Origin of the sequence: Lutibacter sp. TH_r2 (assembly GCF_033101135.1) — a bacterium.
Classification (GTDB): Bacteria; Bacteroidota; Bacteroidia; order Flavobacteriales; family Flavobacteriaceae; genus Lutibacter.
The window spans coordinates 1390147-1404793 of record NZ_JAWMPV010000001.1; the positions used below are offsets into that span (position 1 = coordinate 1390147).

Genomic DNA, 14647 nt, shown 5'->3' on the forward strand with positions numbered 1-14647 from the left:
ATAAAGTAACAAAATTTCGTTGTATCTTTGTATGAATAATCTTTATGGCGAAAACCTCAAAAAATAAAAGAACTTTTAAAAGAAAACTCATCAATAAATATCGTTTAGTAATTCTAAACGAAGATACATTTGAAGAAAAATTAACTTTTAAATTAACACGTTTAAATGTGTTTATATTTGGAAGTTTATTTTCTATTTTATTAATAGTTGGAACTATTTTTTTTATTGCATTTACGCCAGTTAAAGAATACATACCAGGTTATTCTTCATCAAAATTAAATAAAAAAGCAGCAGATTTAGTGTATAAATCAGATTCACTACAACAAATTGTTAATGTGAATACAATTTATATAAATCAAATAAAAGAATTGTTAACCGGAAAAATTCCAGAAGTAATTTTTGATAGAGATTCAATTTTGCAAACTTTTCATGTGGATAGAGATTCCGTAAATTTAGAACCCTCAAACCAAGATTTAGAGTTTAGACAACAAGTTGAAGCAGTTGATAGGTACAGTATTTTTTCTGAAGCAACCAAAAGCGCTGATGTTGTTTTTTTCTCCCCAGTAAAAGGTACTTTAACTGATGGGTATGATTCTCAAAAAAGACATTATGCTGTTGATATTGCTGTTGAAGTAAATACACCTGTAAAGTCAGTAGCAGACGGAACTGTTATTTTTGCTGAATGGACAGCACAAACAGGACATGTAATAATTGTAAAACACGCAGGAGGCTATACTTCAATTTACAAACACAATACAGCTTTACATAAACAACAAGGCGATTTAGTAAAATCTGGAGAGGTTATTGCCTCGGCTGGAGATACCGGAGAATTAAGTACTGGACCACATTTGCATTTTGAACTTTGGAATGAAGGTTATCCTGTAAACCCAACTAATTATATTGATTTTGAATAATGAATATTAAATCAGTTTTAGCGAAACCATTTGCAAAATCTATTGCAAACAGAATTTATAAGTACAGCTTTAATTCAGTAAAAACACAAAAAAAAGTTTTTAAAAAACTGATTTCAGAAGCTGGAAATACCAAATTTGGGAAAGATCATAATTTTAGCCAAATAAAAAATTATGAAGACTTTAAAAAACAAGTTCCAATTAGAGATTATGAGGCTTTAAAACCATACGTTGAAGAGGTTGTAAAAGGAAAACCAGATATATTATGGAAAGGAAAACCTACTTATTTTGCTAAAACTTCTGGAACAACTTCAGGAACAAAATACATTCCTTTAACTAAAGAATCTGTACCAAATCATATAAATGCGGCTAGAAATGCACTGTTAATGTATATTAACGAAACTAAAAAAACAGATTTTTTAGACGGAAAAATGATTTTTCTTCAAGGTAGTCCAGAGTTAAGTGATACTAATGGAATAAAAACTGGAAGACTTTCAGGTATTTCAGCACATTACGTACCTTCATACTTAACAAAAAACCGTTTGCCAAGTTGGAAAACTAATTGTATTGAAGATTGGGAAACTAAAGTTGAAGCCGTAATTGATGAAACTATAAATGAAGATATGACACTTATTGGTGGAATTCCTTCATGGGTGCAAATGTACTTTGAACGTATAGTTGAACGTACTGGAAAAAAGGTTGGTGAAGTATTTCCAAACTTTAATTTATTTGTTTACGGTGGGGTAAATTATGAGCCTTATAGAAATAAATTTGAGGAATTAATTGGTAGAAAAGTTGATGCTATTGAATTTTATCCAGCTTCAGAAGGGTTTATAGCTTATCAAGATAAACAAGCTGAAAAAGGAATGCTATTACTTGTAAACAACGGAATGTTTTATGAGTTTATTCCTTCTGAAGAATTTTACAATGAAAATCCAACGCGTTTAAGTATTAAAGATGTTAAGTTAGGAGAAAACTATGTAATTATTTTAAATACAAATGCAGGTTTGTGGGCTTATAATATTGGAGATACAGTAGAATTTGTTTCTTTAAATCCGCCACGAATTGTTGTAACGGGTAGAATTAAACATTTTATTTCAGCTTTTGGTGAGCATGTTATTGGTAAAGAAGTGGAGGAAGCAATAAATATGAATACTAAAGGAACCAATATTTCGGTAAGTGAATTTACTGTTGCGCCTCAAATTACACCTGAAATTGGTTTGCCTTATCACGAGTGGTTTGTGGAATTTGTAAACAAACCAAGTAATATAGATGAATTTGCATTAAAAATTGATGCTGAACTTCAAAAACAAAACAGCTACTATTTTGATTTAATTGAAGGAAAAATACTGCAACCTTTAAAAATTACTGCCATTGAAAAAGGAGGATTTAATAAGTATATGAAATCAGTAGGGAAACTTGGAGGTCAAAATAAAGTTCCTCGTTTATCTAATGATCGTAAAATTGCAGATAACTTATCAAATTTTAAAGAAAAATAATGAAAGTAGTTTCAGTTAATATTGGAGAAAAAAGAAGTATTAATTATAAAGGAAAAATAATTGAAACAGGTATTTTTAAAAATCCTATTGAAGGCGCTATTTTTTTAGGTGAAACCGATGTTGAAAATGATGCTGTAATTGATAGAAGATACCACGGTGGAATTGAAAAAGCAGTGTATGCTTATTCTGAAAATCATTATAGATATTGGAGAGAATTGTATCCTAATATAGATTTACATTTTGGTTTAATGGGCGAAAACTTAACCATCTCTAACCTTGAGGAAACTGAAATTTACGTAGGTTCACAATATAAATTGGGTGAAACAATTATTGAAGTAACAAAACCAAGAGAGCCTTGTATTAAATTGGGATTGGTTTTTGGAACTCAAAAAATATTAAAACAATTCTGGAATTCAACAAAAAGTGGCGTTTATTTTAAAGTACTTCAAACTGGAAAAGTACAAGTTGGTGATCAATTAATTTTACTAAAACTAGCAAATAATTCTTCTACTATTGCTGAAGTATACGAAACTAAAAAGAAATAATACTAATTAAAAAAGGCTTACATTTTACTGTAAGCCTTTTTTGTAGTTAAATAAAGTTTGGTTTAACTTATTTATTTTTTTGATAATAAATCTCTAATTTCTGATAATAACTCTTCTTGAGTTGGTCCTTTTGGTTCTTCTGGAGCCGGTTCTTCTTTCTTCTCATTCATTTTATTAACAGCTTTTACTACTAAGAACATTACAAAAGCAACAATAATAAAATCAATAATGTTTGTAATAAAATCTCCATATAAAACAGCTACTTCACCAACAACTTTACCAGCTTCATCAGCAACTCCGTCTTTTACAATATATTTTAAGTCTTTTAAATCTGAATTAAATATTAATCCGATAAGTGGAGAAACAATTCCACCTGTAAATGAAGTAACAACTGCTTTAAATGCAGCACCCATTACAAAACCAACTGCAATATCAACAAGGTTACCCTTCATTGCAAAATCTTTAAATTCTTTTAACATTCCCATTTTTTATAAGTATTAGTTATTAATAGTGGTGCAATATATTAAAAAATTCTCAAAAACGTTAACATTATTTTAACACTCTTTTTACGCGTTGCGAAATAGCAGTAAGCAATTCGTATGATATAGTGTTAGAGTTTTTGGCTAATTGGTTAATATGTTCTTGGTTTTTAAAAATTAAAACCTCATCACCTTCTTCACATTTAATATTGGTAACATCTACCATAATCATATCCATACATACATTTCCAACTATAGCAGCTTTTTGATTATTGATGTAAACATATCCTTTTTCATTACTTAATTGGCGTGAAATTCCATCAGCATGTCCAATAGGTATAGTTGCAGTTTTTATAATTTTTTTAGCTTTAAAAGCTCTATTGTATCCAACAGTTTCTCCCTTTTTTATAGTGTGAATTTGAGAAATTATAGATTTTAATTGCAATACATTTTTAAGGGTTGAAGTTATATCTTGTTGGTTTGCAAAGCCATACAATCCAATTCCTAGTCTAACCATATCAAATTGCGCTTCATTAGAATAATTAATAATTCCAGAGGTATTTAGCATGTGTTTTATAGGAGAATATTCTAATTTTTGAATAAAACTTTCTGAAATAGTATTGAAAGTAGCTATTTGTTGAAGTGTAAAATCTTTTTCGTTTAAATCTTCACTTGCAGCAATATGTGAGAATATTGATTCTACTTTTATTGTATTGGTATTTTTAAAGTGTGTTAAAATGTTATCAATATTATTTTCTGAAAATCCTAACCTATTTAATCCTGTGTTTATTTTTAAATGAATAGGGTAATTGATTTTATTTTCTTTTTTAGAAACTTTAATAAATTCAGTTAAAATTCTTTCTGAATAAATATTTGGTTCTAAATTAAATTCAATAAGTGTTTTTAAGTTTGCTACTTGTGGGTGTAATACTAAAATAGGTGTTTTAATTCCTGCTTCACGTAAAGCAATTCCTTCGTTGGAATAAGCAACAGCAAAATAGTTAACTTTTTTTTCTAAATATTTTGCTATTTCTATAGAAGAACTACCATAACCAAAAGCTTTAACTACTATTAAAACTTTAGTGTTTTTTTTTAGTTTAGATTTAAAAAAATTGAGATTAAAATCAATAGCATCTAAATCAATTTCTAGCGTAGTTACATGATTATTTTTCATCCTTTTGTTCGGATTTTTTCTTTTTTTGTGCTTGCATAGCTTTATAGTAAGCGGCTCTACTTAATGGCTCGTATTCTTGTGTTTCGCCAAGTAAAACCAAATCTTCACTAGCAGCTGTTCTATAACTATAATGTGCTAAATTTCCAGTTCTAGTACAAACAGCATGTACTTTAGTAACATATTCGGCAGTTGCCATAAGTGCAGGCATTGGACCAAACGGATTTCCTTTAAAATCCATATCCAATCCAGCAACAATTACTCGAATTCCTCTGTTGGCTAAATCGTTACAAACACTTACAATTTCGTCATCAAAAAATTGAGCTTCGTCAATTCCAACAACATCAACATCGTTTGCTAAAATTCGAATGTTTCCAGATGCAGGTACAGGCGTACTTCTAATTTCGTTAGCATCGTGCGAGACTACTTTTTCTTCGTCATAACGAACATCAATTGCAGGTTTAAAAATCTCTACTTTTTGCTTGGCAAATTGCGCACGTTTTAACCTACGGATTAATTCTTCGGTTTTTCCCGAGAACATTGAGCCGCAAATTACTTCTATCCAGCCAAATTGTTCAGTATGATTTACAGTATTTTCAAGAAACATTTTGTAATTTCACGCTTGAAAGGTTTATAACTTTTTTTCTAAAAAAAATAAAAACATCAAAAAAGAGTTTTATTTTTAACGAAACAAATTTATTAAAAATAATACAGCAAAAAATTAAATAACAAATCAACTTATGCACAAAAAATTAGAAGCTGAATTAGTGAGTCTGGCAAACAGCATTTTAGATAAGAAAAATAATGAAGATATTTTGAGTCTTCATAAAAAATCGCAGGAGTTATACGAAAAATTAACTATTCTAAAATTTGTGGAGAATAATTTGAACGTTGAAGCTATAGAAAAACAAGAAGTTGTTGAAAATATACCTGCGGCTGTAGTTGAAAAAGTTGAAAATGTTAAAATAGAAGAATCGGTAATTGCTGTTGACACTATTGAAAAAGAAGCTGAAATTAAATTAACATCAACTATTGAAAATGAAAGTGTTGAAAATGAAAAAATAGTATCTGAACAAGAAAAATTAGAACCTAATACTATAGATAATGAATTTATAGAAGTAGAAGAAGACCTTTTTACAGAAAAAGAAAATACTTTTATTGAAGAAGAAGAAACAGAACCTGACGTAATTACACATAGTTTAGAACAAGAGCTTGAAAATGCAATTTCTGCAGATATTGCTACAAATTTGTTTGAGCGAGCAACTAAAGAAGAACCTGTAATTGAAAAAAGTTTTGAAAAAGTTGAGGAAATTATTGAAGATAAAAAAGTGTCACTTAATGATTCTTTATTTAAAGATAATATTCAAGTAGGTTTAAATGATAGAATAGCGTTTGTTAAAAATTTATTTGATGGAAGTCAAGAAGATTTTAACCGTGTTTTATCTCAATTAAATTCTTTTAAAACAGAAAAAGAAGCAAAAAGTTTTTTAAACAAATTTGTAAAACCAGATTATAATTGGACTAATAAAGAGGATTATGAAAATCGTTTAGTTTCTCTTATTGAGCGTAAGTTTTTGTAATAACTTTAATTGAAGTTAGTTTTTATGAATGAATTATAAATTTGGAATCTTTTTTCTGTTCATTGTGTTTTTTGAATGCAATGGAATAGAAGCTCAAGAGTGGAAATCGTTAAAAGCGTATCAAAAGGAAACAGGTAATACTATTTTAAATGGTGGCTGTTGGTTGAAAAACGATAGAAAAAAGCAAACCAAGATCTGGAAACAAGCCAATGTTTATAACTTAACTTTAAAAACGGGCAATTTAAAATATACTTCAATAAGTCAAATTAGAGATTTTTATAAGTGGTTTGATACTGAAAGAATAAAGCAAGGTCACGAAATAAACGGAGTAGGAATTGCCGCAATTGCCGCAACCCAGCTTTCTAATATGGATAGTGGTTTTATTCGTTTTTTTATTGTGAGAAATAATGAAATTGTGCAATTTGCTAATAAAGGTTCTCAAAAAGTTCTTAAATTTTCTTTTCCATTATTAAGCAAAGTTTATTTTTCTAAAGAAATTATTGTTGGTGAAAAAGCAAAAAAATGGGATGTTGAAAATGGCAAATTTGAGCAATGTGAGGTTTTAGAGCCTTTATATAAAAAGTTATCTGATAAAGCACTTCATCGGCTTAAAAAAATAGCAAAAGGTCAAGGAATTTTTAATTTGGCTGTACCTAAAGAACTAAAATTTGAAGGTGAAATAAGCAATTGCCAAACTCGTTTTGAACATGGAAAAAATAAAATATTACCTTATTATTTAAAAAGTAGAAATAAGTAATTTTTTTATTCTAATTTTTTTAAAAGTTTTTGAGCCAACTCAAACTCTTCAGCACTTTCAGGTATTGTTTTAAGTGTATTTTTACAGTTTTCAAATTGTTTTTGCTTTAAATAGGTTAATGCTTTGTACCAAGTTGCATTGTACTTGTAGGCGGAATTTCCAGTGGAAATTGTTGTGAAAATAGTTTCAGCTTGTGAAGTTTTGTCAAGTTCTAGTAGGCAAATTCCCTTATAAAACATAATTTCAGTATCATTTGGAAATTCAGTTTCTAAAATAGTTAATTGTGCAAATGCAGTTTTGTAATTTTTGTTATTAAATGCTTCTTCAGCTTTAGAAATAGCAGAATTATTATCACTTCTAACTACTAATTCTAATTGGTTGTGATTTGCAAAATCACCATACACAGGGTTACCATTATTAAATAAGAAAAATCCAATTAATAAAGCAATACTTGCCGCAACCATTAGTGGGCGAAGTCTTTTCAATGTAATTACTTTACCTTTCTTTTCCTCTTTATTAAATTCTTTTCCTAATAAAGTTAAAGTTGCACGTAATTCAGTTTCTTTTTCTTCATTTTCAAATTTAGAAGAAAGTGAAGAATTTAAATTTTTATAAATTTCAAATTCTTGTTTAAAATCTATGTTTGTTTGTAATTCTAAATTAAAATAAGAAAGCTCATCTTTAGTGAGTTCGTTGCTCAAGTATTTTTCAAATAATATGTATCTATCTTCCTTCATTTTAGTAACTATTAAGTTGTTGAAATTCGTTTGAGTTTTTCACAAGTTTGGTAATTTGTCCCAAACATTGCGATTTCTTTTTACGAGCATAACCATAAGTTACACCTAAAATTTCAGCTACTTTTTCCATCGATTTTATTTTGAAAGTAGTTTTTAAAAGTTCCTGACATTTTTGTCCTAATTCTTTAAACATTTTTTCAAAAAGCTGATGTTGTTGTTCATAAATTTCAGTTTCTTCAACTTGCTGTTCTTGCTCTTCAGTAATAGATGTAATTTCTTCAACAATTGTTACCCTATTATTTCCTCTTTTTTTCAATTCGTTTAACCATCTACGTTTACATAATAAATAAAAGTAAGCATCAAACGGACACGTTAGTATAAAGTTCTTTTCGTTTGCTTGATGAAATATAGTTACTAAAGTTTCTTGAATAATATCTTGAGCATCATCAGCATTTCCACTATTTTTTTTCACCATAGCAACAATTTTAGGTGAATATTTTTCATAAATTTTTGAAAGCACTTTGCTATTATTTTTTAGCAAAGCCTCTACATATATATGATCTGGATGTTTTTTAACGCTCATTTAGCAAGTAATTGTAGCTAATTTAATTTTTTTTTCTGAAAAAGGGGTAACAAATTTTAAAGTGTGTTGATATGTAAGTGTAAAACAAATAAAAACAATTTAAAATTTAATAATTATGAAAACTAAAAAATTAAACATCGCTAACTTAAATAACAGTAGAGTAGCAAAAAACATTTTAAAAGGAATTTTAACAATTGCACTTACAGTTTCGGCAGTAAGTTGTGATGAAACAGATGAACCAAATTTTGATCCACAACCAGATGGAATTGCTTTAAACGAACGATTTTTAGATAATAGAAACAATGAGCTTCAAGAATTTACATTAGATGCTGCAACAGGAGGTGTAATTGTTGGAAATGATGGAACTGAAGTAACTTTTCCACCAAACGCTTTTGGAATTAATGGAACTCCAGTTACTGGAAATGTTATTATACAATTAATTGAAATTTACGATAAAGCTGCAATGGTACTTAAAAACCGATCAACTTTAGGTAAAAAAGCAAATGGAGACAAAGAAGCTTTAAAATCTGCGGGTCAGTTTTTTATTGATGCAAAACAAGGAACAAATGAATTAGAATTATTAGAAATGGCTGAAGTTCAAAGTCGTCCTGTTGATTTTTCGGATTTAGATGGAGGTATGAAAATTTTTAGAACTGAATGTGACTCATTAGAAAATAATTGTGATGAAATTGACGGAGAAGGTGATTGGGTGGAAGCTGATGAAGATAATAATGGAGAACAAGACGATGCACAAATAAAAGACGGTCAAGGTGCCGATGGTGAGTATGCAACTTACAATTACAATATTGGAACTTTTGGATGGACAAACCTAGACAGATGGTATAGTTATACAGGTCCAAAAACAGAAATTTATGTTGATGTTCCAGAAGGATATAATGCTGATAACTGTGCAGTATATTTATCATACGATGGTGAACCAACAGCTTTAGCAAGAATGGATGTTTGGAATACTACGTTAGAAATGTTTACAGAACATTACGGATTAATTCCAGTAGGACAAGAAGTACATATTATAGTTGTAACAGAGATAGATGACGAATTACATTACGCAATTCAAGGAACAACGGTAGTAGAAGATCATATAGAAGTTGTTACCAGTTTAAGTCCAACAACGCAACCAGCTTTAGAAGCAATGATAAATGCTTTACCTTAATTAAAGTCCCCATAATTTAATTGAAACTGCAACGCTTATTTTAAGCGTTGCAGTTATTTCATTTTATAAACTAAATTCCTTTTTTATATATTTGATAAAAGCTACTACTAATGAAACCACTATTTACTTCAATAATTTTGATGTTTTTCTGTGTGCAAATTTCAGCGCAAGAAATTCAAAAAGATACTATTCCACGAACAGCAGATATTGTATATACACTCAATGGAAATCAAGTTTCGTTAAACCCAGATGTTCCACCTTTAAATCAAATTGCAGGAGCACCAAAAGCTTTTTACACCTATTATTGGGAATTTGGTGATGGCAATTATAGTTTTCAAGAAAAACCAATTCACACTTATAAAAACAAAGGTAATTATGAAGTAAAACTGTCTGTTACCAATAATTATGATGATGGAAAACCACCAACTACAAGACCAAAAGATGTAAGTGTTGCAGAAGATAATATTGATGTTTCTTTAAATGAAAAACATAATTTAAATAGTAGTTATGGAGGATTTCGTTTACAAACAAATCGTGAGCCAGTTCCAGAAGAAGAAATACAATTTTTGGTGAGTTATGGAAATGACAAAGAATACCCAACAAGTGGTAAAATTTATTTATTTTTTAATGAAAAAAAATACAAAGCAAAGAATTTTGAGTTAATAGATACGCGTTTGTACAATAATGAAAAAGAGATTTCTGAAAAAGTGTTAGCTACTAATAATACTTCAAAAGAAGAATTAATTCAAACTACTGGAATTTCAACTTTTTTGGATGAAAAATTAATAGTAGCAGATACTTTAAAGCAAAACTTACCATTAACTTTAGAAGAAGCAAAAGCATATTATCACGATTTTAAAATCTACGATTTTGATACTATGGAGCCAAATGAAGAACGTACTATGTTTTTTACATTGAAAACAACGCCTGAAATGTTGAAAGATACTAGCGCTGTTATTTCAATACGAAGTATTTATGTGCCAGAACGTGGAAACGATTCCCATAAAGTACAAACTAAAGAAATGGAGATTGTAACCTCTCACGATCCCAATAAAATGGCAGTTTATGATACAAGATTGAATTATAGATTGGTTCGATTTAAACGATTAAAATATCGTGTACGATTTCAAAATGATGGTGAAGGTCCAGCGCGTTTAATAAAACTAAATGTAGATATTCCTGAAATGTTAGATAAATCTTCCTTGGAAGTGTTGGATATGTATCCAAAATGTCCCATTTGCCCTGATGAGCAAGAAGTACGTTACAGTTGTTTGGATACCATAATTTCTAAAGATCAGATTTCGTTTCAGTTTAAAAATATTTATTTACCTGGAACTGCACAAAAAAATGTTCACGATAAAGATTCTACCAAAGGTTTTGTAAAATACTCGTTGAAATTTGGAAAGGATTTTCATAAAAAACCTTCAAAAAGTAAAACAGCTATTATTTTTGATAAAAATGAGCCTATAATTACAAACACATCTACTTCGCGTTTTTCTCCTGGAATTTCAATAGGTGCAAAGGCAGGTTATAATAGTTTTCCAGATTTAGACAATTCCAAAAGTTACTTTTTTGGAGCAACAATTTCACCCTATAAATCGTACAAAAAATATGTACAAGCCGAATTAATGATAAGTACACATAATTTTTCTGATATTGAAAATTTAATTCAAGAAACTGGTAGAATTGATGTTGCTGGAGCGGTTATAGACAATGCGTTGTTAGAAAAAGAAACCGCTATTGATTATAAAAAAATTAATATAGATGTGGTTCCAATTTCGTTTCGATATAATTTAAATGGCGTTATTGGATTAGGTGTTGGTACTCAAATTTCATTAGATATCTCTAACAAATCAAATGGAACTTCTACATCAAATTATTTCAGTTATTTTAACGGAGAAAAAGGTGATCCTATCGATTTTTTAAATACTTCAGAAAAAATTGACATATCAACATCTTTTGCAGATATTAATTATGGAATTTTTGGAGATATAACCATTGGTGCTTCACGTATTGGTCCAAGTTTAGGTGCGCGTTATATTTATAATTTTAATCAACCGCATTCGCAACTTCATTTGTATGCTATTTGGAAACTGTAACTAATTTTATGTTGAAAAAAAAGCTGTTTTTAATTCTTGTTTTTTTTGGTGTTGTTGGGTTTTCTCAAATTCAACAACAATTAGATTCATTAAAAAATATAGATAATTATGCAGAATATATTTATGTAAGTTTAGATGAATTTGTTAAAAATCCTGCACCAGAAAATTTAAAGGTTTTAGAAAGTTTAGAGTTAACTATTTGGCGTAAACCCTCAACTAAAAGAGAGGTGTTGGCTAGTATTTATTTTAATGTTAATTATGGTTATTATTTAAAACAATTTGGGTTTTTAAGTGAGTCAGTTTTAAAATACGAAGCCGCTAAAAATTTATTCGAAAGCACTTCACTTAATTACGATATTATTGAATATTGTTTAAAGCCATTAGCAAATAATTATACGCGTTTAGGTGATTTTGATAGAGCTGAAGATATTTTAAAGTCTACCATTCAAATTGCCGAAAAATCCAATCAAACTCACCATTTAATAAGTAGCTATCAAAATTTAGCTATTGTAAAAAGAACAACTGGAAACTACCAAACAGCATTAAATTATTTAAAAGAAGCATTAAAAATAAGTACTTCAAAACAAACTAATGCTGGTTTATATTCGGACATGTCAATTAATTATTTGTTGTTGAATAATTTTAAAGAATCAGAGCAACTAATTAAGCTTTCAAATAGTTTAAATATTGAAAAAAAGCCGCAGCTATTTTTTAGAAATTATAAAACATTAGGAAACAGTTATTTTCAGCAACAAAAGTTTGATAAAGCGCTTTTTAACTTTAATAAAGCATTAGATTTTGGATTAGTTTTTTTTGGTGAAAACAATCGAGAAAATGCTAAAACTTACAACTCAATTGCTAAATGTTATGTTGAATTACAGCATTTAGACAACGCAGAAAATTATTATAAAACAGCTTTAGAAACGTTAATAGTTTTGAAAGAGTATTTTACAAAAAATATTTATGCTGAAAATACGCTGAAAGAATCGTTTGATGGATTAGCAGAGTTGTACGTTAAAAAAAATGAATTAGAAAAAGCACTAGAGAATTATCAATATTCTTTTATAGTTGAAAAGGCAATTCAACAATCAGTTTCTAGCCAAAATTCTAAAATTTTAATGCAGCAAGAAATTAAAAATAGAAGTGAAGCCTGTATTGCAATTTGTTATAATTTGTATCAAAATTCAATGAATATAAAATGGATTGAAAAAGCTTTTCAATTTGCTGAAAATTCAAAATCTTCAGTATTAAATGAAGCAAAATTACTTTCAAATTCAAAGTCAAAATTCGAGAACGATCCTTTAATTCAACAGGAGCAAAACCTGTTATTTGAGAAATCCCAATTAACTAAAAAAATAACTTTAGAAGAATTAAAAAAAGAAAACGCAAATGTAAATTTATTGGCTAATTCTGTAAAAAAAAGAGATGCCATTTCTAATAAATTACAATTGATAAAAGATGAGTTGTTAAAGAAATACCCTTCAATTTATAATTTAAAAAGTAACATTTCAATTAAAGAAATTAAACAAACAGTTTTGTCAGAAAATCAAAGTTTAATCGAGTATTTTGATGGTGAAAATACTATTTATAGATTTGAAATTTCAAAGAGCAAACAAATAAGCTTTGCAAAAATTAAAAAAGACAGTTTCTTTAAAGAAAGTTTATTAAAATTTATTGAGTTGTTTGCTAGCGAAAGAGGTGTTGAAATCCAAAATAATATTCAAAATTATACTGATTTAGGTTTTTACTTATTTGAAAAACTATTTAGTGGAATAGATCAGAAACAATTGATTATTATTCCTGATGGTTTGTTAAATTTTATTCCTTTTGATGCATTAATAACAGAACAAACAACAGTTTTAAACTTTGAAAAACTTCCGTACTTACTATATAAATCAGAAATTCAATTAGCGTATTCAGCTATAGCATTACAACCAATACACTACAAAAAGGAAAAAAAACCTAAAGAAAAATTTGTAGGGTATTTTCCGATTTTTGAGAAAAATCAGCGAGGATTATCAAAGTTAAATTATACAATTTTAGAAGCTGAAAGTATTAAAAATGAATTAGATGGTACATTTTTACTAGCCGAAAAAGCAACAAAAAGTTCTTTTGAAAAACAAACTAAAAAAGCTTCAATAGTACATTTGTCTACGCATGCAACGGCAGGAAGTTTTTACCAACCACCAGCAATAGAGTTTTATAATGAAACATTGTATTTACCTGAAATTTACGGTTACAATATAACCTCTGATTTATTAGTATTGAGTGCTTGTGAAACAGGTTTAGGAGTTTTAAAAAAAGGCGAAGGCGCTTTAAGTTTAGCAAGAGGTTTTTCGTATGCAGGAGTTAAAAATGTATTGGTTTCTTTATGGGAAGTGAATGATAAGGCTACATCTCAATTAATGTCTAATTTTTATAAATATTATTCAAAAAGCGGCAATAAATCTTATTCTATACAGAAGTCTAAATTAGATTATGTTGAGGATGAGACGATTACTTCTGTAAAAAAATCACCTTATTATTGGGCAAGTTTTGTATTTATTGGAGAGGTTGATAAGGTTTCTAATTCATCAAATACATTTTATTGGTTGGTAATTGTTCTGTTCTTGCTTATTGGAAGTTATTTTTTCTACAAAAAGCGTTAGTTTTGCTAAATGAATTTAGAAACTATTCTGAAAAGAAAAAACTATGTGAAAATTGGTTTAAAAAAAATCAATACGAATCATTTTGAAGTAAAAGCAAAAATAAACACTATTAAAGGACGATTTATTTTAGATACTGGAGCTTCAAATTCTTGTGTTTCTATTGATTTGGCAGATAAATTTCAATTGCATTTAGAAGATTCAGACACAAAAGCGGCAGGTGCTGGAGCTATTGGAATGGAAACTAAAGTTTCTTCAAAAAACGAAATTAGTTTAGGTAAGTGGCACTATAAAAACTTCAATTTAGTATTGTTAGATTTATCACACGTAAATACTGCTTTAACAGAGCATAATGCAGAAGCTGTTGATGGAATTATTGGTGCAGATATTTTAGAAAAAGGTGAAGCAATTATTGATTATAAAAACAAATGTGTGTATTTAAAAAAACAGGTTTTTAAGTTCTAAAA

The 14647-nt window shown here is 28.5% G+C and carries 14 protein-coding genes; 9 read left to right on the plus strand and 5 right to left on the minus strand.

Annotated features, from left to right (window positions below):
• Window positions 1-44: 44 nt before the first annotated feature.
• From R3X25_RS05825 to R3X25_RS05835, 3 genes are read left to right on the plus strand one after another with little or no spacing between them, the layout of a single operon-like run.
• Window positions 45-914: a M23 family metallopeptidase gene (locus R3X25_RS05825; RefSeq protein ID WP_317672776.1), complete on the plus strand. Its 870-nt coding sequence runs from the start codon at window positions 45-47 to the stop codon at window positions 912-914.
• Window positions 914-2410, plus strand: coding sequence for a GH3 auxin-responsive promoter family protein (locus tag R3X25_RS05830; RefSeq protein ID WP_317672778.1), 1497 nt, complete (start codon window positions 914-916; stop codon window positions 2408-2410). The genes R3X25_RS05825 and R3X25_RS05830 overlap by 1 nt, the downstream gene beginning before the upstream one ends.
• The gene (locus tag R3X25_RS05835; RefSeq protein ID WP_317672780.1) at window positions 2410-2955 is read left to right on the plus strand and encodes an MOSC domain-containing protein; all 546 of its coding nucleotides are present in this window, start codon (window positions 2410-2412) and stop codon (window positions 2953-2955) included. The genes R3X25_RS05830 and R3X25_RS05835 overlap by 1 nt, the downstream gene beginning before the upstream one ends.
• A gap of 71 nt (window positions 2956-3026) precedes the next feature.
• Here R3X25_RS05835 and mscL read toward each other — a convergent pair whose 3' ends face one another.
• The 3 genes from mscL to R3X25_RS05850 form a co-directional block, all read right to left on the minus strand.
• On the minus strand, window positions 3027-3434 hold the full coding sequence (gene mscL, locus R3X25_RS05840) for a large conductance mechanosensitive channel protein MscL (protein ID WP_317673411.1): 408 nt from the start codon (window positions 3432-3434) through the stop codon (window positions 3027-3029).
• Window positions 3435-3504: 70 nt separating this feature from the next.
• The gene (gene alr / locus R3X25_RS05845) at window positions 3505-4608 is read right to left on the minus strand and encodes an alanine racemase (RefSeq protein WP_317672782.1); all 1104 of its coding nucleotides are present in this window, start codon (window positions 4606-4608) and stop codon (window positions 3505-3507) included.
• Complete coding sequence (locus R3X25_RS05850) at window positions 4598-5212, minus strand: thymidine kinase (protein WP_317672784.1); 615 nt, start codon at window positions 5210-5212, stop codon at window positions 4598-4600. Before R3X25_RS05850 ends, alr begins: the two co-directional genes overlap by 11 nt.
• A 133-nt stretch (window positions 5213-5345) precedes the next feature.
• Between R3X25_RS05850 and R3X25_RS05855 the strand changes: the two genes are divergently transcribed.
• Complete coding sequence (locus R3X25_RS05855; RefSeq protein WP_317672786.1) at window positions 5346-6185, plus strand: hypothetical protein; 840 nt, start codon at window positions 5346-5348, stop codon at window positions 6183-6185.
• 28 nt (window positions 6186-6213) lie between these two features.
• The gene (locus R3X25_RS05860; protein ID WP_317672788.1) at window positions 6214-6942 is read left to right on the plus strand and encodes a hypothetical protein; all 729 of its coding nucleotides are present in this window, start codon (window positions 6214-6216) and stop codon (window positions 6940-6942) included.
• A 5-nt stretch (window positions 6943-6947) separates the two neighbouring features.
• Here R3X25_RS05860 and R3X25_RS05865 read toward each other — a convergent pair whose 3' ends face one another.
• Window positions 6948-7679 carry a hypothetical protein gene (locus R3X25_RS05865; protein WP_317672790.1) on the minus strand — a complete coding sequence of 244 codons (732 nt, stop codon included), beginning with the start codon at window positions 7677-7679 and terminating at the stop codon, window positions 6948-6950.
• Window position 7680: 1 nt separating this feature from the next.
• Entirely contained in the window at window positions 7681-8262 is a 582-nt protein-coding gene (locus R3X25_RS05870; protein ID WP_317672792.1) for a sigma-70 family RNA polymerase sigma factor, read from the minus strand.
• A gap of 115 nt (window positions 8263-8377) precedes the next feature.
• Here R3X25_RS05870 and R3X25_RS05875 point away from each other — a divergent pair, with 115 nt between their 5' ends.
• The 4 genes from R3X25_RS05875 to R3X25_RS05890 all read left to right on the plus strand — a co-directional run bounded on the left by R3X25_RS05875 (window position 8378) and on the right by R3X25_RS05890 (window position 14645).
• Window positions 8378-9436, plus strand: a complete 1059-nt coding sequence (locus R3X25_RS05875) for a hypothetical protein (protein WP_317672794.1) — start codon at window positions 8378-8380, stop codon at window positions 9434-9436.
• Between the two features lie 110 nt (window positions 9437-9546).
• Window positions 9547-11535: a PKD domain-containing protein gene (locus tag R3X25_RS05880; RefSeq protein WP_317672796.1), complete on the plus strand. Its 1989-nt coding sequence runs from the start codon at window positions 9547-9549 to the stop codon at window positions 11533-11535.
• Window positions 11536-11543: 8 nt separating this feature from the next.
• The gene (locus tag R3X25_RS05885) at window positions 11544-14183 is read left to right on the plus strand and encodes a CHAT domain-containing tetratricopeptide repeat protein (protein WP_317672798.1); all 2640 of its coding nucleotides are present in this window, start codon (window positions 11544-11546) and stop codon (window positions 14181-14183) included.
• A gap of 9 nt (window positions 14184-14192) precedes the next feature.
• Window positions 14193-14645: a retropepsin-like aspartic protease gene (locus R3X25_RS05890; RefSeq protein ID WP_317672800.1), complete on the plus strand. Its 453-nt coding sequence runs from the start codon at window positions 14193-14195 to the stop codon at window positions 14643-14645.
• Window positions 14646-14647 lie beyond the last annotated feature (2 nt).